This is a genomic window from Streptomyces sp. NBC_00887 (assembly GCF_045207585.1).
In genome coordinates this window covers 9,984,458-10,004,517 of the sequence record NZ_CP108788.1, presented here as the reverse complement: position 1 = coordinate 10,004,517, position 20,060 = coordinate 9,984,458, and the positions used below count along the sequence as shown (strand labels likewise).

18 protein-coding genes and 1 pseudogene are annotated in these 20,060 nt (G+C 67.1%); 5 read left to right on the top strand and 14 right to left on the bottom strand.

Annotated elements, in window-relative coordinates:
• Positions 1–829: 829 nt before the first annotated feature.
• Positions 830–1,783 (top strand): hypothetical protein, encoded by a 954-nt coding sequence (locus OG844_RS45605; protein ID WP_406387236.1) that lies wholly within the window; start codon positions 830–832, stop codon positions 1,781–1,783.
• A gap of 260 nt (positions 1,784–2,043) precedes the next feature.
• Here the strand turns inward: OG844_RS45605 and OG844_RS45600 are convergent, their stop codons facing one another.
• From OG844_RS45600 to OG844_RS45570, 7 genes are all read right to left on the bottom strand, one after another.
• Positions 2,044–2,448, bottom strand: coding sequence for a DUF6527 family protein (locus OG844_RS45600; protein ID WP_406387237.1), 405 nt, complete (start codon positions 2,446–2,448; stop codon positions 2,044–2,046).
• Positions 2,445–3,608 carry a ThiF family adenylyltransferase gene (locus tag OG844_RS45595; RefSeq protein WP_406387239.1) on the bottom strand — a complete coding sequence of 388 codons (1,164 nt, stop codon included), beginning with the start codon at positions 3,606–3,608 and terminating at the stop codon, positions 2,445–2,447. The genes OG844_RS45600 and OG844_RS45595 overlap by 4 nt, the downstream gene beginning before the upstream one ends.
• Positions 3,583–3,843 (bottom strand): multiubiquitin domain-containing protein, encoded by a 261-nt coding sequence (locus OG844_RS45590; protein WP_406387241.1) that lies wholly within the window; start codon positions 3,841–3,843, stop codon positions 3,583–3,585. The genes OG844_RS45595 and OG844_RS45590 overlap by 26 nt, the downstream gene beginning before the upstream one ends.
• A 107-nt stretch (positions 3,844–3,950) precedes the next feature.
• On the bottom strand, positions 3,951–4,235 hold the full coding sequence (locus tag OG844_RS45585; protein WP_406387242.1) for a DUF3892 domain-containing protein: 285 nt from the start codon (positions 4,233–4,235) through the stop codon (positions 3,951–3,953).
• 156 nt (positions 4,236–4,391) lie between these two features.
• Entirely contained in the window at positions 4,392–5,417 is a 1,026-nt protein-coding gene (locus OG844_RS45580) for an ImmA/IrrE family metallo-endopeptidase (protein WP_406387244.1), read from the bottom strand.
• A gap of 20 nt (positions 5,418–5,437) precedes the next feature.
• Positions 5,438–6,346: a hypothetical protein gene (locus OG844_RS45575; protein WP_406387245.1), complete on the bottom strand. Its 909-nt coding sequence runs from the start codon at positions 6,344–6,346 to the stop codon at positions 5,438–5,440.
• A gap of 80 nt (positions 6,347–6,426) precedes the next feature.
• On the bottom strand, positions 6,427–7,377 hold the full coding sequence (locus OG844_RS45570) for a hypothetical protein (RefSeq protein WP_406387246.1): 951 nt from the start codon (positions 7,375–7,377) through the stop codon (positions 6,427–6,429).
• A gap of 434 nt (positions 7,378–7,811) precedes the next feature.
• Between OG844_RS45570 and OG844_RS45565 the strand changes: the two genes are divergently transcribed.
• The 3 genes and pseudogenes from OG844_RS45565 to OG844_RS45555 all read left to right on the top strand — a co-directional run.
• Positions 7,812–12,368 (top strand): hypothetical protein, encoded by a 4,557-nt coding sequence (locus tag OG844_RS45565; protein WP_406387247.1) that lies wholly within the window; start codon positions 7,812–7,814, stop codon positions 12,366–12,368.
• The gene (locus tag OG844_RS45560) at positions 12,368–13,222 is read left to right on the top strand and encodes a serine peptidase (protein ID WP_406387248.1); all 855 of its coding nucleotides are present in this window, start codon (positions 12,368–12,370) and stop codon (positions 13,220–13,222) included. Before OG844_RS45565 ends, OG844_RS45560 begins: the two co-directional genes overlap by 1 nt.
• 43 nt (positions 13,223–13,265) lie before the next feature.
• Positions 13,266–13,714, top strand: a pseudogene (locus tag OG844_RS45555) (transposase); the annotation flags it as partial.
• Positions 13,715–13,756: 42 nt separating this feature from the next.
• Here OG844_RS45555 and OG844_RS45550 read toward each other — a convergent pair.
• From OG844_RS45550 to OG844_RS45525, 6 genes are all read right to left on the bottom strand, one after another.
• On the bottom strand, positions 13,757–14,275 hold the full coding sequence (locus OG844_RS45550; protein WP_406387249.1) for a hypothetical protein: 519 nt from the start codon (positions 14,273–14,275) through the stop codon (positions 13,757–13,759).
• 348 nt (positions 14,276–14,623) lie between these two features.
• Positions 14,624–14,827 (bottom strand): cold-shock protein, encoded by a 204-nt coding sequence (locus OG844_RS45545; RefSeq protein WP_406387250.1) that lies wholly within the window; start codon positions 14,825–14,827, stop codon positions 14,624–14,626.
• A 276-nt stretch (positions 14,828–15,103) separates the two neighbouring features.
• Positions 15,104–15,907, bottom strand: a complete 804-nt coding sequence (locus tag OG844_RS45540; protein WP_406395931.1) for an aminoglycoside phosphotransferase — start codon at positions 15,905–15,907, stop codon at positions 15,104–15,106.
• A gap of 107 nt (positions 15,908–16,014) precedes the next feature.
• The gene (locus OG844_RS45535; protein WP_406387251.1) at positions 16,015–16,224 is read right to left on the bottom strand and encodes a hypothetical protein; all 210 of its coding nucleotides are present in this window, start codon (positions 16,222–16,224) and stop codon (positions 16,015–16,017) included.
• Positions 16,221–17,366, bottom strand: a complete 1,146-nt coding sequence (locus OG844_RS45530; protein WP_406395933.1) for a radical SAM protein — start codon at positions 17,364–17,366, stop codon at positions 16,221–16,223. Before OG844_RS45530 ends, OG844_RS45535 begins: the two co-directional genes overlap by 4 nt.
• Before the next feature lie 136 nt (positions 17,367–17,502).
• A complete protein-coding gene (locus OG844_RS45525) occupies positions 17,503–18,114 on the bottom strand; it encodes a hypothetical protein (protein ID WP_406387252.1) in 612 nt (203 codons plus the stop codon).
• Between the two features lie 175 nt (positions 18,115–18,289).
• On the opposite strand from OG844_RS45525, the gene OG844_RS45520 reads away from it, so the two are divergent.
• Positions 18,290–19,600, top strand: a complete 1,311-nt coding sequence (locus OG844_RS45520) for a helix-turn-helix domain-containing protein (protein ID WP_406387253.1) — start codon at positions 18,290–18,292, stop codon at positions 19,598–19,600.
• Here the strand turns inward: OG844_RS45520 and cutA are convergent.
• Complete coding sequence (cutA, locus tag OG844_RS45515) at positions 19,597–19,920, bottom strand: divalent-cation tolerance protein CutA (RefSeq protein WP_406387254.1); 324 nt, start codon at positions 19,918–19,920, stop codon at positions 19,597–19,599. The genes OG844_RS45520 and cutA overlap by 4 nt on opposite strands.
• Between the last annotated feature and the right edge of the window lie 140 nt (positions 19,921–20,060).

Genomic DNA, 20,060 nt, shown 5'->3' with positions numbered 1-20,060 from the left:
CTGGCGGCTCTTGAGTTGGGCCTGGCGGCCCAACTCCGTCCTGACGGACGGACCGGTTGCAGGGCGTCAGGCCTGACGGCCTGACTGTGAGTGTGTGCTGGGCCTGACGGCCCGTTGGTTGGTGAGGTGTCAGGCCTGACGGCCTGACTGTGTTTTGGGTGGCGTGGGTTAGGGGTTTGCCCCGTGGCGGGGAAAACTGTCTGCATGTTTAGGCCTGTTCTGGCCTGGTGTTTGTAGGTGGCGGGGTGTCAGGCCTGATGGCCTGACTGGCGGTTGGGTTGGTGGGCTTCATGTTGGCGCCTGCCAGCGCTGCTGATGTCATTTTTGTTTTTGGGCAGGGATTTGATTTGCTCTCCCCTGCCCGGAGGGGGCCTGACGGCCTAATCTTGGTGTGGTGGGGTTGCGGGCGCCACGAGTACCACGGTGTTCCGCGGGGTGTCGTGTCGGGGGGGGGTTCTCTCTTTTTGGGTGGGGTGAGTTGAGCCTGAGGGGGCTACGCCCCCACAGTCCTGGAACGGCCTGTCTGTTGAGCAGTCCTGACGAATGTTCATGAGGATTGAGGAGTTGCATCCAGTCTCCTTGCCCTTCGTTGCTCGTTTCGGCGTGTACTCAGCCGACGAACTCGGTCCGAGAAGGCGGCAGTTGCATGACGGGAAGCCGGCGAACCAAACCAAACAGCCTCTCGCAGGCTCCCTCTTCCCGACCCCCGCGCCGGCTGACGCCAGCGCATGCAGGGCGGCCCACACTCGTTTCTCTACGGCACGTCACAACACAACGAAACAGGCTGATTCGGCACTAAGATCTCCGAACCGAGTACTAGGGGGACAACATGGCCATCGACGTAGTCGACGCTGTCAGGCTCGCAAGGACGAACCGGCGGAGGGACAAACGTCTGCTTGCCTGCGAGGAGGAGCTCGATCAGCGGACCGCGGAGGAGAACGCTGCCCTGCAGAAGGCAAGGCAGCTACTCCACGACGAGGCCATCGTCCCCTTCCGTGATGTTTTTCAGTGTCTCAAGCACGTCGATCTGGTCGAGCTGACCGCAATCGAGAGACCAACTATCGGCGGTGAGGCGGTCATCGAGCCTCGGCAGCCGCTCAGCATTGCCTGGCCGTCTGCTGTCGGCGCGCTGGCAGGCGCCGCGCTCCTAGTGGTTGGCCCGCTTGTCGTTGGTCACGTTGCCAAAGCAGGCCCTTATCACGCGGTGCGAAACCTCGGCTCCGCCTCCACCGGCAGGGCGATAAAGAGGCTGAACGGAGCGGCGGCCCGCAACGCCACGGAAGCCTGGTTTGGCCGTGGCTCTCTCGCCGCGGGCGGTGGCGGGAGGGCGGCCGGGAAGGAGTTGCTGTTCAAGATCGAAACGGCTTCAGCCAGCCTCACGCAGAAAGCCATCGCTCAGGGGCAGATCCAGGCGCTCAGAGACGGCCAGCTGAAAAAAGCCCGGGACCTGGAGCGGTGTGAGAGGAGGATCAGCGAGGTGCAGGACGCTGCGCCCGCCTTGCACGAGCGCAGCAAGGACATGCAGCGCGTCCTGCAGGACCTCCGGTTCATGCTGGTAGGACGGCTGCCGTCATTCACCGCGCTGGTCGAGGCGTGCGACGACTTTGCCCGATACGATCCCCGTCGGCGCGCAGAAGTGGCGGCGATGGTGGAACTCGACGGCCTCGCCCTCATGGTCATGGGCTGCCCGCTCACTGACGCGGAGGAACAGATGACCGAGGAATCGGGGCGGGTCGTCGCCGAAGTCGAGGCTCGACTGTGGGCGATGAAAACCGGGTCGTGAGTTCCGTACCTCGGCTTCGGGACTGGTGAGCTGGCATGTTCAGGTGCCGCCTATTCGGGGCCGATTCCACATGGGTTTCGCGCTGAGTGGTCAGCGTGAGCATCGGCGAACTGCGCAAGCTTGAGCGCGGACCGGCGGCTCCGGCGCCACGCCCTGGAAGACCTCCCACAGCCCATCCGGGACCAAGCGCACAACTATGTCCATGCTCAGAACAACGAGGGATAGCCAATCAAGACACCGTCTAAGGCGCATGGGTCGGCCTACGGGCGCCAGAACCTGAGGAGTCGGCGGAGACTGGCTGCTCGTCCCGGCTGCCGCTCGCCGCTGTCATGGGCGGCCAGCAGGCGGCGGTCCCGGTCCTGGTTCTGATCGATTTCCGACGGCGAGTAGCGGCGGCTCCAGCGGACACGGCCGTCGCGGATCCAGTAGTGCGAACGGCACGGGAGGGACCAGTTGCCGATCGAGGGGGTGAAGGAGACGTTCTCGCCGTTGTAGGTGAGGGACCACTGGGCCGGGGAGAGTGGTGTGACGACTTCGTGGCCGCATCCGCAGCAGCACAGGTGGCCGCAGGTGCGGTAGGGAATCGAGATGTAGAGGACCCCTGCGTCCATGGTCGGGGGGAAGGTCTCGGTGAAAACCGGGCGCAGGGTCTCTTGTGGGGTCACGGGAGGTCCTCGTTGGCGATCTCGTTGGTGATCAGTGAGTACGTGGTGTGGCTTTCGTCGGTGACGTCGGCGTAGATGCCGAGGGAGCGTTTCCAGCGGATGACGGCCAGGATGGCGTTGAGCGCGTTGAGGTCGGCGGTCTGGATGTTGCTTGCGTAGGCGTCGCGTTCAGGTGCTGGCCGGGGGATGCGGTGGCGTGCGGTGTCTCGGCGGCCCGGAAGGCTGGTGGTAACACGGAGCAGTCCGCTGAGGTGGCCGTCGATCTGATCGATGCCCATGCCGACGTCGATGAAGGGCACATCGTGGGCTTCGAGCCAGTCCATGATGGCTGGCTTGGTGGCGGCGTCGTCGGAGGCTAGGAACACGAACGTCGTCCCGTCGAGAAGGTCGAGGCTGTCTTCGTCGAGGTACTGCGTGCAGCTGGCCACTCCGCGGTGCATGTTGGCGTAGATAGAGGCGAAGTAGGCGGCCTTGGGCGGGCGTTCGCGGAGGGCGTCGAGGGTGGGTGCGCCGGGTGCGCGGAAGGCGTTGTGGTTGTCGAAGGTGTCGCCGTCGATCAGGAGGATTGAGTCGACCTCGGTCTTGGCGACCTGGTCGAGGATGTAACTTCCGCTGCCGCCGAGGCCGACGATCACGATGCGCTGCCCGCGGAAGCGGCGGTTGATGGTCGTGATGCCGGCGCGGGAGGTGGCGGTGTCGCGGTAGGCGAAGGGCGTATCCTCCTCGATTTCCTGGTACGCCGCGCCGGGGGTGGGTGTGGCCGAGGGGTCAAGGGCGTGGGCGTGGTCGGCGACGATCCGCACGTACGCGGTGATCTTCGTGTACTGGTCGGGGTAGCCGTCCGGGGGCTTGCTGGAGAGCATGAAGTTCGCCTGCATGTCGTCGGCAATCGCCCTGGGATCAGAGGTGGCAAGAGTCAGGGGGCAACCGTGCTCGTTGCAGGGGGTGGAGCCGCTGAACCAGATGCGGTGGTCGGTGCCGGAGACGAGGCGGTCTCCGGCGACGGTGACGGGGTGGGCGAGGAAGCCGTTGGTGACGGTGCGGTTCTCGGTGACGTACGGGATGCGGATGATGACGTGGCCGGCGACGAAGGTGACGTCGTGGCCGTCGTCGAGGAGGCGGGAGAGGTCGGGGTCACGAGCGAGAAGTGCGGTAGACATCGAAGACCATCTCCTTCTTCACTCGGACGCTGTGGCTGGCGGTGAGGCTGCCGGTGCCGTGGCCGTCGTGGCCGCGGCTGTAGCGGACCGTGTAGGTGTCCTGGTCATTCGGCTGCTGGCCCGGGTAGGCGAGGTCGACAACCTGTTCGTAGGTGATCTCCTTCGCCTCCCAGGTGTGGGGGCGGGCGTTGACGATGATCGTGACGGGCTTCGGCTTGTGGCTGTCCTGGGACATGAGGTTCTCCTGAAGTGGGGAGCGCGTGCTCGGACCGGTGTGCGCCGGGAACGCCTGGCGCGCCGCCGCGTGGGCGGCGCGTTCAACGGCCGGTTGATGGCGGCGGGTCAGCGCCGCGGGAGGGCGAGGAGGTTGTTGGTCCACACGCCGTCGGCGTGGGTCCGCAAGTACTTCTCGCCCCTGGAGGGCGTGACGACGCCGACTTCCGTGCGGTGTCCGGCCGCGTCGCTGGTGTAGGCCTTGCCGGACTTGTTCTCGATCCAGTCGACGATCTGTGCCCGGGTGCTGTTGCCGGTGTCGCCGGAGGTCTGGTTGGTCCACCACAGGTGCGTGATGTGCTCGTGCGTGGTGCCGCCGGCCGTCAGGCGCACCGCGGTGATCTGGATAGCCATGTTGTTGTTCCTGCTGTTCCTGCCGGCAGCGTTCCGATGAGTTCCCGCGGCCGGCGCCCGGGTCCCTTGAGCACCCTGGGTGGGGTGCTTCGCCTGGGACGGACGACGTAACTCGCGGGTAGGCAGGAGTGTGTGGCGGACGGGCCTTACGGGGTGTCAGGAGCAGTCGAGGCAGCGGTCGCTGTCCGCGGGGAACATGGCGGGCGGGTGCACGATGAAGCAGCCGGGGCAGGTGCGGCCGGGGTTGCGGGGCGGGCAGGCGCAGCGGCCGCAGTCGGGGCATACGGGGGTGCGGCAGCGCTGGCAGGCAGGATCGAAGGAGCGGTAGTGCTCGTCGCAGTTCGCGCAGATGTAGCTGCGTGAGCGGGGGCCGGTGTCGGCGGTGGGCGGGGTGAAGGGGCGCCAGGGGGCGGAGTCGGCGACGAGGACGGCGACGAGGTAGCCGTCCATGGGGGCGGTGTCGGTGTGCAGTTCGCGTCCGAGGATGCCGTCGCGGTAGCGGACCTGGGTTCGTCCTTGCGCACGGCCGGGGCCGGTCAGGGCACGTTCGATGACGGGGATGTCGCCTTGGAAGCCGCCGCGCCGCAGGGGTGGCAGGCCGTGGGAGGCGGCGAAGGCGAGGTGTCCGGTGGTCTTGAGGAGGAGGACGTGGCCGGGCGCGGGAAGGTGCTGGGCTGCTCGCACACAGACGGCCATCCGGGAGGCGTTGCTCGCCGCCCACAGGCGGGTGATCGCGGAGGCGGTGGGCCCTTTGGCGTCCAGGTGCTGGTCGACGAGATGTGCAGGAAGCAGGATCTCGGCGGCGAATGCGTCGCAGGCGGCGTCTTCAAGGAGGAGTCCACCGTCCGGTTCCCGGCTGAAGGGCTCTATGAGGTCGAAGCTGGTCCTCTGCAGGTGGTGACCGAGTTCGTGCAGGGCGGTGAAGTCCCGCCGTGCGTGGCTTGCGGATGCTGCGACGGACAGCCGGGGCGGGGGGCCGTAGTCGTACGCTCCGGCGACGCTGCATCCTTGACCCGTCTCGTTCTCGGGAACGTCTTTGACGGTGAGCTCGGGCCAGGTCCGCAGTTCCGCGAGGGCGCCCTGCGTGAGGCGTTCGACGGCGCCGGAACGTATCGCCTCGAGCTCTGTGATCATGGCGACAGCCTGGGTGCGGGCGGCGCCGGCGAGCACGTAGTTGACCACCTCAGGGTGCCCCCTTTTCTCTATGCGTCCAGGAGGAGTTCGAAGTAGCGGTCGGTGCGTGCGGTCCAGTTCGGCTGGGTCCGGTCGCGGTCGCGTGCGGCCAGGGTGTAGATGCCATAGACGGCACGTAGCCGCGCGTCGTGTTCCGTCTCGTCATGCTGGGCGGCGAGCTTCTTTACCTGGCTGCGGCGCAAGGGGCGGTTGAGCTCGTGCACGACGGCGGGCGGCACTGCGGGGTTGGCATCCAGGAGGCGTCCGGCCGGCTGTCCGAGGAGTGCGGCGAGCCTGGCGGCCTGTTCGGCGGTGAGAGGCTGCTGTCCCCTCCACACGTCCAGCGCCAAGGGCACCGGAAGTTTCAGCTCGGCCGCGATCTGCTGGGTGGTGATGCCGTGGTCACGAAACATCTGGGAGAGGCCTCCCGACCCTTGCGGCGCCCACCGTGCCGAGGCGAGGACCTCCACGTGGTCGGTGAGGACGGCACGGTATTCGCTGACCGCCGCGGACAAGACGGTACCGCTCCCCCATCGGGCGCCGGTCACAGTGTCGGCGATCGTCTGGGAAGTGAGGGTGTCAGGGCGGCTGGTCAGCTCGCTGACCTGCCGGTCCAACACACACCACGGCACGGTGGTCTCCAGGCCCCACCACAGTCCAAGCGGCTGCTCCAGCGTGGTCGCTTGGGCGGGCAGGAGCAACGTGTCGGCGTCGGCGTACCGTTCGAAGGAAGCAGGAACGGCTCGCACGGTGTCGTCGTCACCGGTCAGGGTGATCAGGAGCAGCTGGATGGTGTCTTCCCACACCGCGCGCCAGATCTGGCCGGGGCGGGGGTCCTGGGGTGGTGTGGTGGCCACGCGGTGGACGGCGTCGGGCACCTTCAGGCCCGCCGCGGCGGCTACCAACCTCTGGTAGGCAGTGGTGTGGACAGAGCTCATGCCGTCTCCCCCGTCTCCTCGGCTGCGGTCCATCAGCGCATTCTCTTCTCACTGGGTCCAGACGACGTAACTGGGGCCGTTCACGACGCAGCCTCACCGCAGCGCCGCAGCAGCGCGGCCATCACTGCCTCCGGGTCACTGTCCAACGACAGGGCATCGCGGAGCATGATCTTGAGGTTGGACAGGACAAGAACTGCGTGGCCCTGCCGGATCTCCAGCAGCTGCGCCGCGTGATGCGCGTCCTTGTCGAGGTAGGGAAGCAGCAGGCGCTCGTTGAGTGAGAGGCGCCGCCAAATATCCTCGGCCACCCCCTCCGTCCCGGTCGGGTCCGGCGCGGTAGTGGCCGCATGCTGCTCGACAATGGCGGCGACGGTCCCCTCATCGGCGAACAGCCTGGTCACTCGGGCCGGTGCCAGGAGCTCGAAGCGGGCCTCGAGAACCTTGGCGAGGTCTTCCTCCCGTACCGCTCCCTGGGCGTGCTGCAGCACGCCCAGCAGGATGGTTTTGAGGGCGTGGACGGTCTGCTTGGGCGTTGGGCCGGAATGGTTCCAGCGGGTGATGCCGACGCCTCTGACGCGCGCGGCATGGCCAATGAGATCATCGAGGTCCCCCTGCCACAGAGCTTCTTCGGAGTGGTCGGCCAGCGCCCAGCGCGGCGGGGAGCCGTTGCTCTTGCGGTAGTCCGCGTCCCCGCCCATCAGCCGGGCGATACGGCGCCGGAGTTTGCCTCGCGGTGTCTTCTTCGCCTCGTCGATGAGGAAGTTCTTGATCGACGTCAGAAACAGTCTTTCCAAGGAGGCTTCGTCGGCGGCCTGGGTGAAACAGACGGTCACGAACCGTTGTCCCGCTCCTTCCTGGGACAACATCGCGCTGATCACGTCGTAAGCCGCGTCATCGCTCCACACCGTGTGCCCCTCGGGGGGTGGAAAACCGGTGCCACGGCGCACCTGGTGAACCAGCCTCCGCAGCAGTTCGAACGTGGCCGGCCCCAACCCGCCGGTCTGCAGCTCCTCGTACGCGCTTTCTGTCACGAGCCCCACCCCGATCCCTGCTCCCCACCAGACGTCTGCGGCCGTGGGGTTTCGAGCCTGCTTACATCAGCATCCGTCTCCGGTGCATGCGACACGCGCATATTTCCCTACCGTGACGAGGGACCCGATCTGAGCAGGGAGCGGGGTTGATCCCACTACTCAACCCGGGATGGGTGCGTGACGCTCAGGCCCATCGCCTCGACCGCCAGCAGCTCGCACCACGCACCGGTGTCACCCGGATCCGGCGCGTCAAGCACGCCAACCTCTTCTGAAGGTATCCACGTACGCATGCCTTTGATTCGGAGACGTGGGGCCGCACTCACAGCTTCGATTGCCATAGCGAGAGGTGCACGGTACTCATCGTCTGGTTCGGCTGAGGGACGTGCGCCTCGACCCTAGGATGAGACTGGGGTTTGAGAAGGCGGAGGTAGCAAGTGACGCAGGTCCTTGTTGTCGGAGTGGGTGACTTCAACGAGGATGACGAGCTCGACGACGAAGATCCTCTGGCTCCCCCCAGCACACTGGAGGCACTGCCCTCCGTGGCACCGGCCGTCGGCGCCCTGACCGCGCAACTGGCCAAGACTCCCGGACTGAACGTGCTGGGCGGCACGGCCTCGCTCGATCCCGACTACAAGACGCTCACGCGTCTGTGGCGGGAGGCGCTGCGGCAGGCGCAGGCCAGCGCTGGTGCCGAAGCCCTCATCGTGCACTTTGCGGGGCACGGGGTCGCCGGTCCTGGGAAGGGGCTCTTCCTGGCATCACGGGAGACGACCCGGAAGGATCTGTCGTGGACGGCTGCCCAGGTCGGTACCTGGCTGGGTGAAGCTGAGGCGATGGTGGGCGGGCCGCCGGTGCTGCTGCTGCTGGACGTATGCGGGGCCGGCAGAGCCGTGGTGGAGCAGCTCCTGGACGGCATCAGGGCGGAGGACCGGCGGGTCTGGGTCATCGCGGCGTGCGCTGCGGACGAGAAGACGTACCAGGCCCGGTTCACCGTGGCGACCGGAAGAATCCTGGAGCGGCTGCGTGAGGGGCAGCTCGACATCTCCCCCGCGGTCGCGCACGTGCCGGTGGACACGCTTGCACGGGAGATCGACCGTGAGCTCGCCCGGTCAGCGGCGGATGAAAACCGGCCGTCGCAGAGTGTGCTGCGGACGACTCATCCGGAAGCCCGCGCCCTGGTGCCGTCGTTCCTGCTCAACCCTTCCTACCGGGAGACAGCCGGCGGCCAGTTCCGGCAGACGATCGACGTGGGGCTGTGGCAGTTCGCGACCGCAGTGGATCCCGCGCTCGACCCGTTGCACTTCATCTCGCGCGCTTCGGGAACGCCGCAGCAGCAGGACATCGGCCAGGGCTGCTTCTTCACCGGGCGCAGCGAACAGCTGGAGGTGATCAAGCGGTGGCTGGAAGGCCCTGGCGAGCAGACGATGATGATCGTGACCGGCAGCCCCGGTTCGGGAAAGTCCGCACTGCTCGGGGTGGTGGTCTGTCTGGCTCATTCGCAGCTGCGGGAGGTGTCCCGGCAGGTCGCCAACGCAGTCCACAGGGATGTGCGACCTGAGCCGGACCCCTATCTGGTGGCGGTTCACGCCCGGCAGCGGGGCCCCGCCGAGGTTCTGGCATCGATTGCCGCGCAGCTCAGCCTGGATGCCGAGCCAGGCCGCGGCTGGAGCACTACGGTTCTGCTGAACCGGATCGGTGAGAAGTGCGACCGCCCGGTGACCATCGTGGTCGACGCCCTGGACGAGGCGTCTTTGGACATGGCGCTGATCAATGTGCTGAGGCAGCTGGCTCAGGGACGGCGTCGGTTCGATGCAAAGGCTGCTGACAGGGACCTCGTGCTGTGCCGGGTGCTGGTGGGGACACGGCCGTGGTGGGACAGGTACGCGGCACTTCTCGAAGACTTGGCTGACGGGGCACAAATCACCCGCCCGACCGACAGCCGCCCGTGGTGGACGAAGTATGCGTCTTTGCTCAAGGAGTTGGAGGACCGCGGGCTGCTCGTCAATCTGGACGGCATCTCGGCGGATCAGCGGACGACGGAGCTGACCGACTACCTCTGTGACGTTCTGGAGACGTCTCGGGCATACAGCGGGCGGGGAACTGCCGAGGTCCGCAAGACCACCGCTCGTGCCGTGGCACAGCAGCTGGGGTTGCGCCACAAGTCCGGCGCGTTCCTGCTCGCTTCCCTGTTCGCGCACTATCTCGTCCACCGGGAAACTCCACCGAGCGTTGAGGAGGTGGTCGAGAAGGTTCCGGCAGATCTGCCGACCATGCTTGACCTGCATCTGGACGTGCTGCAGCGGGAGCACCCGGCCATGTCCGCCGTGCTGGCGGCAGTGGCCCACGGATACGGGCAGGGCATGCCGCTCGAGGTCGTGCACAGCGTCGCGCAGGCATTCGTCGTGGCATCCGGCGGCAAGGCGCCGGATCTGGATGATGTGCGCAAGGCTCTGTCGGCGGCATCGTTCTACCTGCGGTTCAGCACCGACACCGACGGGCAGCAGCTGTACCGCTTCTACCACCAGAGTCTTGTCGACCATCTGCGCGCCACGTACGCCCGGGTCAGACGGGTGGAGATCTTCAGGCGTGTTCTAGATACGGTTCCCGGTCCTGCCGAGTTGACTGCGCGCCGGTTCGGGCTGGCCCTCCCTTACGTGCTGCGGCATGCCGCTCAGCATGCCGCTGATGCCCGGACCGTCGATGAACTGCTGTTGTCCGCTTCCTTCCTCGTGTACTGCGATCCACTGCTGCTCCACGAGCACACCCGCGGCCGCACGGTGCGAGGGCGGATCGCAGCGCTGATGAGCCATGCCGCGCTGTCGGCTGCACACGAACCGTGGCAGCGCCGTGAGTGGCTGAGGAACACGGCTGCGGTGTGGGACGAGTTGTGGCTCGTGGAAGCGCTTGACGCGCTAGAGGAACCCACTGCGCAGCGTCCCCGGCAGGCGATGCTCGACTTCGTCTGGGGCACGTCGGCAACACTCGTCGAGGACGGGCCAGTTTCTTGGGGAGACTTCAACCTCATCCTTGTGCAGTGCTCGCAGCGCTGGCTGGCAGTCGGTGAGGCCTTCACCGGACAGCTACAGGTGTGGGACGTCCATCTGCATCGCCTGCTCTTCCCTCTCGAGACGCCCGACACGGCTCCTCCGGAACTGTTGTGCGCCAGGTACGGGGCTTTCGGCACGCTCATCGCAGGGGGGATGTCCGACGGCCAGGTCGTGGTGTGGAACGCTGACACGGGCCTGGTCAAGACCACGGTTCAGACGGATGCGATTCCCTTGACCGCCCTCGGCCTTGTCGAGCAGCACGGCCAGGCGTTCGTCGTGGCCTGCGGTGGTGGGGAGGTCATCGCATACGACCTGAGGGGGAACAGAGTCGCTTCCCTGAATGTGATCGACGCCTGGCTGTCGCGGATGGAGGCCGACGGGGACGTGGAAGACCTCCTCGAACCCGACATGGACATCGAAGGCTACGACTGCACCGCAGTCGATATCACCGAGCTGGACGGGAACGCGGTATACGTGGCCGGCGCTGTCGACGGCGCCGTGCACGTATGGAATGCGAACGGCAGGGACCACGTGGTGTGGCCAGGGGGCCAGAAGCCCATCTTCAGCCTGCAGATCCTTCGCGGTCCCCGGGGACCGATCGCGGTGACGGACGCTATGGACGGCACCCGGGCGTGGGATCTGAAGACTGGGGCGTCACGGCTGCTGAGCAGCATCAGGAGGGCCGATGCTGGAGCAGTCGTACTGCACAACGGCGTACCGTGCTTCGCGTACTTCGAGCCGGGCACCGGCATCTGTGCGCAGCCGCTGGACGGTGGCCCGGTGGTGCGCGGTGGTGTGTGTGAGCTGCCGCAGCGGCTTGCAAGCGTCAGCGTTTTGGCGACGGATGGAACACGGTGGGCGGCGATAGGCCAGATGGTGAGCGAGACGTCCACATGGAACCAGCCGATGGCGTTGCTCGCCCAGAGCGCGCGCGACGGCAAAGCATCGCTGAGGGTGGCAACCGGACACGACTCCCTGTTGGAATACGTCGCTGTGGCCAAGGTGGTCAGTAATGGGCGGCTTCCCGCTGTCAGCGTGGACGAAGAGGGATCGTTCCTCGTCTGGGACGCCCTGACGAGCGCGGCGCTGTGGGGCGGCATGAGAGGCGCCATCAACGCCGTGAAGGTGGGGGGCCTGGCTGGGAAGAACGTCGTATTCCTGAGCCACGGCTTTGGCGGCAGCAGCAGGATCGAGTTCCTGGATGCCGGCAGCGGGCGGGCGGTCCGCGCGCCCTATACGCCGCCGGACACCGTCGAGGAGCTGTCCGTCGACGACTCAGGTGAAGTCACCAGAGTCTTCGTACGTACGAGTTCTGGTGTCTGCATGTTCGCGCTCCATGAAGGCAAGCCGAAACTGACGCTTTATGAGGAATACGAGGAAGATGACCTTGAGTCGCCAGTAGCGGACTGCTTTGCCTGGCAGCGGTACGGCGCCGACGACACGATGGTCATCGCTCACACGACACACACGTTCGTTGACTCGAGGTGGAAGGCGGCCCGGAGCCTGACTGTGCGTCACGCGTCTGGTGTCAGCCGCCTACTGGACACGGAGACACCAGCGGTGGATGCCTTGGCGATCGGCCGGTGGGACGAGCACGACGCTGTCGTTTGCGGTGAGGAAGCCGGCTTCATCAGGGTGCTGAGTCTGAAAACCGGCCTGGAGCTGTCGCGCTTTCCTGCTCATACGGGGGGCGTATGGTCTGTGGCGTTTGTCAGAGTCGCCATGGAAGAGTTGTTGGTGACCTCGGGGCAGGACCATCGTGTCCGTGTCTGGGATCCTCGTGATCCGGGCGTAGCGCGGGAAGAGGTCGTCTTTCCCGACAGCCTGGGCAACATCGCTGTCAGTGACGCGGGCATCTTCGTAGGGTTCGGCACCCGGGTGGCGTTCTTCGCCTGGTCGAACCGCGCCGACGAGACGGACACAACACGGGAATCGGGGAGCTGATGGGGCGCATTGTGGTGGTCCATGGGGTGGGCAACTTCCAGAAGAGGCTGGAGCCTGGGGCTGCGGCGCGTAAGCTCGCCGACGGCTGGCAGGGCTATCTGGCGCATGGATACAAGGAGGCCGGCCTGGACCACCTCACGGTTCCCGGCATCACGGTCGCTTATTACGCATATCTCCTGCGTGACGCCGAGGGGCAGGGAGCAGGCGACGAGCTCGACCAGCTCTCTCCGGCCCAACAGCAGGCGGTTCTGGGGTGGCTGCGTGTGGTGGGCATGCCGGATGAGCCTGCGGAGAGCCAGTCGTGGGGCGGGATGCCGGTACGGCAGGCTATCGATCTCGTCGCGCGCAGGCGGGGTCTGACCGCACGGGTGCTGGGACGGATCGTGGTGGCGTTCATGCCGGAGGTCTACAGCTACCTCGCCTCCCCCGAGCGCAGGCGCCGGGCGCGGGACGAGGTTGCCAGGACGATCGAGCACAGTGGGGCGAAGGTCGTCGTCGCGCACTCTCTCGGGTCGATCGTCACCTACGAAGCCCTGCACGCTTATCCCGATCTCGGTGTGGAGGTCTTGATCACGGTCGGTTCCCCGCTGGGGGTACCCGGGGCTGTGTTCGACATGCTGGATCCGGCGCCCGATGCGTCCGGCCGCGGCACGCGACCCCCGGGTCTCCGCCACTGGGCCAACATCGCCGAGGCCGGTGACCTGGTAGCGCTCCCCCGCCGCCTGGGCGACCGCTTCCCTGTCGACTCACACCACGAGGCCCACATGTCGCCTGTCGACTTTCATACCCTTAACACCTATTTCGCCAGCGGTCTGACAGCGTCCGCGCTCGCCCCCTATTGCGTGGCGCCGTAAATGGTCCTAACAGAAGCCTCTGATGATGTGACTGTCGGCTTGATTGTTCGTGGGGAAGAGAGAGTCGCGTCCGTGGATCGTCTCGGATGAACTGTGGTCGCTGAGCGAGCCGTTGTTGCCTGTTCCAGTCCCAAAGCTGGTGGCCGGTCGGCTGAGGGTGCCTGACCGGCAGGCGCTGTGCGGGATCTTGTTTATGCTGCGTGGTCCCAGCCCGGTTATCCGCGCACGGCCGGGCAGCAAGCACCACATCCTTGTGGACCGTCAGGGCATCCCGCTCGCGGTGCCCCTGACCGGAGGAAACCGTAACGACGTCACCCAGCTGATGTCCCGGGACTCGTCGGACGACCACGTCGACGGCCTGACATCCTCCTCGGCGACTGCGGCTATGACCACGACAAGTACCGCCGCCTGGTCTGGGCTCGGGGCATCAAACCGGTCATCGCTCGCCGCGGAGTACCGCACGGTTCCGGCCTCGGTGTTCACCGATGGGTTCGAGCGCACGAGGCGCGTAGCCCCCTGGTCTGTTGAAGTCGGTCAGGGGCCTGGGCGGCGACGAAAGCGGAAGTAGGCGTGGGAACGGCCTACGAGCAGCGGCTGACCGAGTTTCGGCCGCACCCCGTCCCGGCGGGGGCGCAGCCGGGTCGCGGTGAGGATCAGTCGCAGCGAGCGGGCGGGGCGCCAGCCGGGGTCGGGGGGCTGTGCGAGGTGGTCATCGAGTGCGGCGCGCAGCTGGCCGTAGAACACCTTGTCGCCCCGCATCAGGGAGCTGGGCGGCGTGTGGAAGGGGGTCGAGTGGTTGAGTAGCCGTTCGAGGTCGCCGAGCTCCAGCCACAGCCGGCGTACATCGGGGCCGAAGGGCATGCCGTAGACGAGGTGGCAGGCGAGCAGCACTCCGTTGAGGCCGCTGGCGCTGGTCCCGGGGACGTCGATGTCGACGTCCTCGTACTTGCACTGTTCGAGGACGGCGCGGTAGACGGCGGTGGTGGTGTCGGGCGGCCGGTCCTCCTGGGGCTGCCGGGGGACGCAGCGCGTAGGCGGGCTAGTTCGCAGCATGCTCCGCCCATTCAGACGGCCAGGCTGACCCCGCCGCGCATGGCGACGGCCAGCCGCAGTTCCTTGTTGCGGCGGCCTTCCGAGGGAGTGCTCATGCCTCATCGTGAATCGGCTCTCCGTCCTCCGCACTTCGGTCGCAACGGAGGGCGAGGTCGGTAGGCAACGGCTCGGACAGCTTCATCACCTGCACAGGCTTCACCTCGCACTGACAACGAGGCTGCGGCTGCTGTGCGTGAATCGGCCTTCGCTGTCCGAGGTCGCTGGCGTAGCACGAGTGGTCACGACATGCCGACGGCGCCCGTGCACGGTGCGGGCGCCGAGGGAATGGGGATGAGCGGGGCTGGGGGCTCAGCTGCGGACGATGTTCTCCGCTTGCGGCCCCTTCTGGCCCTGCGTGATGTCGAACGTCACGGCTTCGCCCTCGGTCAGCTCGCGGTATCCGTTGCCGGAGATGTTGGAGTAGTGCGCGAAGACGTCCGGTCCGCCTCCGTCCTGGGCGATGAAGCCAAAGCCCTTTTCGGAGTTGAACCACTTCACGGTGCCGCTGGCCATGCTGGTCCCCCTGGTCAAATTCAGCAGCGGCCCTGGGACGGGCCGTTGCGGCGCCCTTTCTTCGGGCGGCCACTCCCGTCCTCCCCCAGCCCGTCCACACCTACACTCACCAGTCCGATCTTGTTACCCAGAACGCGACGATGGCCATGCCATCCGTCTCAGGCCAGCCGGGCGACGCCACCGAGCGATGGGCCCGATCGGAGAGTGAAAAGGACTGATCGTCCGTCGTGGAGACGAAAGCACTGCTTGACCAGGCTGCCTGCCCAGAGCATGTGCCTACAGGTCCGCGCCGAGCGCTCGCTCCAGCTCCACCGCGTGCTCAGCCATGCCCTGTTTCCATTCGTCGCTGTCCTGCTCGGCGATCTCCCGCCACAGCGTCGCTGTCGCGGCGCCGAACGCGGCCAGCACTTCAGGCGCAGCGTTACACCACGACGGAAAGCGGTCGGCGAAGGCGATGGCCTGCTCGGCTGAGTGGCCTGCGTCCATGAGGCGCAGCACCAGGGCGCCGGGGTCGATCCACGCGGCTCCCCGGGTGGGCCACGCCCAGTCGACGAGTCGAGCTCGTCCCTGCGTGATCAGGACGTTGTCCGGAGCGAAGTCGGTGTGCAGCAACGTTTTGCCCTCGAAGTGGTGGAGTGTGCCCGGTGGTGCGTAGTCGGCCCATCGGTCGGCTGCATCCTTGATGTCGACGTCTGCCGGGGCGGCGATCCCTTGCAGCTCCGCCAGGGCTGCCGCGACGAGCGACAGGTCGGCCGAGCCCGGCGAGTAGTCGGCGTGCCGGCCGTCGATTACCTCGTAGCCGAGGATGCTCCAGCCGTCGACCGCCAGGTGCCAGTACAGGTGCGGGCAGGACGGTGGCAGGTGTGGTGCCACGGCGGCCTCACGGCGCTGGGCAGCGGCCTGCGGGTGGTCGGCGGGGATGCCTTTGACGAAGATGCTGCCGTTTTCGGTACGGAGGACGGAAGCGATGCCGGAATTCATGCCACCGCTCACGGTCGTCGCTTGGTGCACTGCGCCGGTCTTGTCGGCGACGGCCTGGCGGACGTCGGCGGGAAGCTGATCGAAGGGGATGCGGGACATGGACACGCGCACTGTTCCTTGGCTGCCGGGATGAGGGATGCCGCCCCAGCCAGGGTACGGCTTGGGGCGGCATCCGAGGGGAGAAGGCGGGGTGGGCCCGAAAAGGGTTAGTAGGGCTGGTCGTCGCCGGCGGAGCAGCTGCACTCAGCCGCTTCGGCTGCCTCGTCGAGGTCGGCGATGATCCGGATCTCGTCGTCCCCGATCGGGGAGACGTTCAGCGGCACAGGGAGGGCGCCGGCCGCCCCTGCGCGCGGGCGCAGACCGATAATGACCGGCACTGGTCCCGGGCGGGTGAGCAGCGTGGTGGGTGGTGTCATGATCCGTAACCTCCGTGTTGGCAGTAGAGCTCTCGTTGGTCTCCCGCCTCCTGGTAGAGCTTGGCCAGTGGTCGGCATGTGCGGCATGTGCCGACCTTCGTGCAGCCGGAGCATCCACCGGTGCGGAGTTGTAGGGACTCGGCGATCGCGCCGAGTCGGGTGAGGCCTTCGACGCCTTCGGCGATGAGGTTCACGCTGGGGTCGCGGCCGACTTTGCAGATCGAGGCGATGCCGTGCGGGTTGGCATGGAAGAACGTGTGGCCCGCGTTGCAGCCGGTGAAGACGCTGCGGGGCGTGAGGTGGCTCTGGGACTGCGTGGCCAGAGGGTTCGCCTCGCCGTCGATCGTCGGGGACATGTTCGTGAACACCTGGTGCGGGAAGCCGTACCTCTCGCACATGGCCACCATCGCGTCGACCTCATGCGCGTTGTCGTCGGACACGATCACGTTGAGCCGGACCGGGAGTCGGTCCTCGCGGGCGGCGTCCAGGCCCTGTGTGAACCGGTCGAAGGCGCCGCGATTCCTCGTGACCTTGTCGTACGTGTCGGCGGTTGCTCCGTAGACGCTCAGTGTCAGCCGGTAGGGGCGGTGCCGGGCGAACAGGTCCCGGATCGGACGCTTGCGCAAGCTGGAGCCGTTCGAGGAGACCTGCACCATCATCCCGAGCTGGTGCGCGTACTCGTATGCCGCGCCGAACTCTCGGTCGATCAGCGCCTCGCCGCCGGTGATCTGTAACCACAGCACCCCTGCATCCCGCATCACCTCCAGGAGCCGCCGCTTGCCATCCCAGTCCAGGCCCTCGAACCGCTTCTCGCCGAGGTAGCAGAACTCGCAGTCGTAGTCACAGCCGAGGTTGATCTCCCACGACGCTTTGGCATACCCGTACTGCGACCGCTCGCGAACGAGGACGACGTCACCGAGGGCGGCTTCAGGGAGCTCAGCACTCCAGGCCCTGGCTGCCGCGTCGGCCAACCAGGCTGGAACGGGCCGGTCACTGCCTGCCAACAGTTCCTCGTAGCGGGCTTCGGGGATGCGGACGCCTGCCGCCTGGCCCGGCTGGACGAGCAGGTACTGCCCGAGGAAGGGGCTGGCGACGAGCCGCGGTGGAGCACTGCGGGGCGCGGGCTCTGCTTCGCTGACAATCACGCGGGCAGTCACATGAGCCTCCACGGGTAGCAGGGTCTGTCCTGGATTTGGCCCACCCAGTGGCGAGGTGTGCGGGGCACGTGCCAGCCGGGGTGGGGGTCGTTGGTCGCTGGCTCGTTTCCAGGCCGGGCGTTCATTTATGTCGCTGGGCCCGCGTTCCCTTGGTCAGTCCAGTTGGCCGAGGACCGGGTTGGGCGAGACTCCAACGGCTGGCCGCGACCAGCTGGGCGACCGCCTGCGGCAAGCACAGCATCGCGGGCGAGTCCATGGGCACCGACCAGTACACCCGGACGCCGTCGGCCCCGGTACGGCCCGGACGGGGCACCCCGAGGCTGGACTGACGCCCCAGGCACACCGTGCTTGAGACATCCCACCGCGCAGCCGTGCTCGCCGGCACGAGAGCGTAGTACCAGTCGGCGTACCGGTCGCAGATGACCGGGCCCTCCAACAGGGCAGCGACGAGGTAGGCGTCGATGACCACAGGTTCGGTGCTCCGGGCTGCGGCCTGGACCACGGAAGCCGGGATGCGTACGGCGGAGAAGATCGTGCCGCAGGACAGCAGGGCAACATGCCGGTCGTCCCACTCCGTGCGCGCCTGGACGCGGTTGGGTGCCGCCGCCAGCAACCAGTGCTCGACAGCGAGTTGCCGCTCCGCCGCAGTGGTCACATGGGGACAGGCGCGGGCGGCAACCCGAATCCCTCTGGGCGCCACCGTCACGGATGGGGTCCGGGTACGCTCGTGCACGATGACTCCTCGTCAGTCGTCACCCCGGGCAAACGGTCAGCACCGCCCCCGGGGGCTAGGCGTTTGAGAGTGGACTTCCTGCGAAGCCGCCGCTTCCCAGCCCGGGGTATCCCCATGATGGGTAGACGCCGTGGACGACCGGCGCGCAGACTCGCGTCAGCAGGAAGAGTGCCGCATGACCTACCAACCACCCACGGCCTTACCGCGTGACCTCCTCCACGAAGACGACGTGCAACGCGCCCTGGCCGACCATGACTTCGGTGTGATCTTCCGGATTGCGCGGGACCGGGCCGGCATCAGCTACTCGAAGATCGCAGCCGAGTGCGACATCAAGCCAGAGCGGGTCGGAACGCTCGCCCGGGGCCGGGGGCGCATCACAAGCTTCGAGAAGGTCATGCAGATCGCGGACGCCTTACGCATCCCCGGGCACCTGGTCGGTCTCGCGCCCCGCCCATGGGAGGCGGACGGCGCTCCTGCTGGAACGTCCCGCGCAGAGAACGGACCGCACGTGCGCCGCCGAACCATCCTCCAAGCAGCAACCAGCACCAGCCTGGCCGCCGCCCTGCCCGCCCTCCACCGGCCTGACACGCCCCGCCGCATCACGCACGCCTACGTCGACCGGCTCCGCGAACGCACGGCCCGCCTCCGACGCCTGGACGATGTCCTGGGCGGCGGCGACACCTACCGCGTATACCTCGGCGAAGTGCAGTTCACAAAGGGCCTCCTACGGCAGGGCTCGTTCACCGACGACGCACGCCGCCGACTCACCGCGCTCCTCGCCGAACAGGCGCAGCAAGCCGGATGGGCAGCGTTCGACGCAGGCCGCACACGCGACGCCACCACGCTCTACGAGGAGAGCCGCAGCTACGCGAAAGACGCACGCGACCAGAACCTCTACGGCAACAGCCTGGCCTTCCTCGCCTACCGCACTATCCCTGACGACCGGAGCACCGCCGTTACGTTCGCCCAGGACTCTTGCGCCACCATCACCGCCCACACGCCGTCCACCGTCCGTGCCCTCCTGTACGAACGCCTCGCGTGGGCCTGCGCCGTTGACGGTCAGCCGACAGGAACGCAGAGCGCCCTCGACGCCGCACGCGAGGCCCTGGACAACGGGCAGGACAGCGAGCCTCAACCCGATTGGTCCGTCTGGGTCGACCGCACGGAGCTGGACATCATGACCGGCCGCTGCTGGACCGAACTTGGCCGCCCCTTGCGTGCTGTCCCCGTCCTGACCGATGCCCTGGGCCGGTACTCCGACGACCACGCGCGCGACAAGGCCTTGTACCTCTCCTGGCTCGCTGACGCCTACCTCAGCGCCGGTGAGGTCGAGCAGGCAGCCGAGACCGTAGGCCGCGCGCTCGAACTCGCCACCGGCGTGGCCTCCATCCGGCCTCGGCAGCGCATTACTCCCCTGCTCGACCGGCTACGGCCTCACGCGGACATCGGCCCGGTCCGGGACGTCCTGGAGCACGCTGCCGGTTAGGCCCCGTCCACGGAGTCACTGATCCACTTCAAACACCGGTCGGCACCTGCAGCGATCGGCACGGCACACACCTCCGGATTGTCCCAGGGATGGTGCTCCAAGAGGTAGGACTCCAGCTCTGGATACCGGTCGACCGTCGTCTTGAGGAGGAGTTGCCACTCTTCACCGGTGCCGTACTCCCCCAGGTGCCAGAACACGCTCGTGACCGGCCCGATGATCTGAGCACCAGCAGCAAGCCGCTGCTGAACTGCCGGGCCCGCAAGCGCTACCGCCTGATCTTTCGTCTCCGTGGCCGTGGACACCTGCACGTAGTCAGTCATGCCGAGGAGCCTAACCAGCCAGGCACGAGGCAATGCCTCCGCTCGAACGCCGATGCACTACGCCCGCAGCGGTACAGCAGCGCACGCCGACACTTGCCCCGGACGGGCCCATGGACAAGGGCGTTGCGGTGTATTCAGGG

Excerpts from the sequence above, each read along its gene's own strand:
- OG844_RS45535 (WP_406387251.1), bottom strand. The coding sequence starts at position 16,224 with ATGACACCACCCACCACGCTGCTCACCCGCCCGGGACCAGTGCCGGTC.
- OG844_RS45605 (WP_406387236.1), top strand. The coding sequence starts at position 830 with ATGGCCATCGACGTAGTCGACGCTGTCAGGCTCGCAAGGACGAACCGG.
- OG844_RS45550 (WP_406387249.1), bottom strand. The coding sequence starts at position 14,275 with ATGCTGCGAACTAGCCCGCCTACGCGCTGCGTCCCCCGGCAGCCCCAG.
- OG844_RS45575 (WP_406387245.1), bottom strand. The coding sequence starts at position 6,346 with ATGAGCTCTGTCCACACCACTGCCTACCAGAGGTTGGTAGCCGCCGCG.
- OG844_RS45560 (WP_406387248.1), top strand. The coding sequence starts at position 12,368 with ATGGGGCGCATTGTGGTGGTCCATGGGGTGGGCAACTTCCAGAAGAGG.
- OG844_RS45595 (WP_406387239.1), bottom strand. The coding sequence starts at position 3,608 with ATGTCTACCGCACTTCTCGCTCGTGACCCCGACCTCTCCCGCCTCCTC.
- OG844_RS45585 (WP_406387242.1), bottom strand. The coding sequence starts at position 4,235 with ATGGCTATCCAGATCACCGCGGTGCGCCTGACGGCCGGCGGCACCACG.
- OG844_RS45590 (WP_406387241.1), bottom strand. The coding sequence starts at position 3,843 with ATGTCCCAGGACAGCCACAAGCCGAAGCCCGTCACGATCATCGTCAAC.
- OG844_RS45520 (WP_406387253.1), top strand. The coding sequence starts at position 18,290 with ATGACCTACCAACCACCCACGGCCTTACCGCGTGACCTCCTCCACGAA.
- OG844_RS45545 (WP_406387250.1), bottom strand. The coding sequence starts at position 14,827 with ATGGCCAGCGGCACCGTGAAGTGGTTCAACTCCGAAAAGGGCTTTGGC.
- cutA (WP_406387254.1), bottom strand. The coding sequence starts at position 19,920 with ATGACTGACTACGTGCAGGTGTCCACGGCCACGGAGACGAAAGATCAG.
- OG844_RS45540 (WP_406395931.1), bottom strand. The coding sequence starts at position 15,907 with ATGTCCCGCATCCCCTTCGATCAGCTTCCCGCCGACGTCCGCCAGGCC.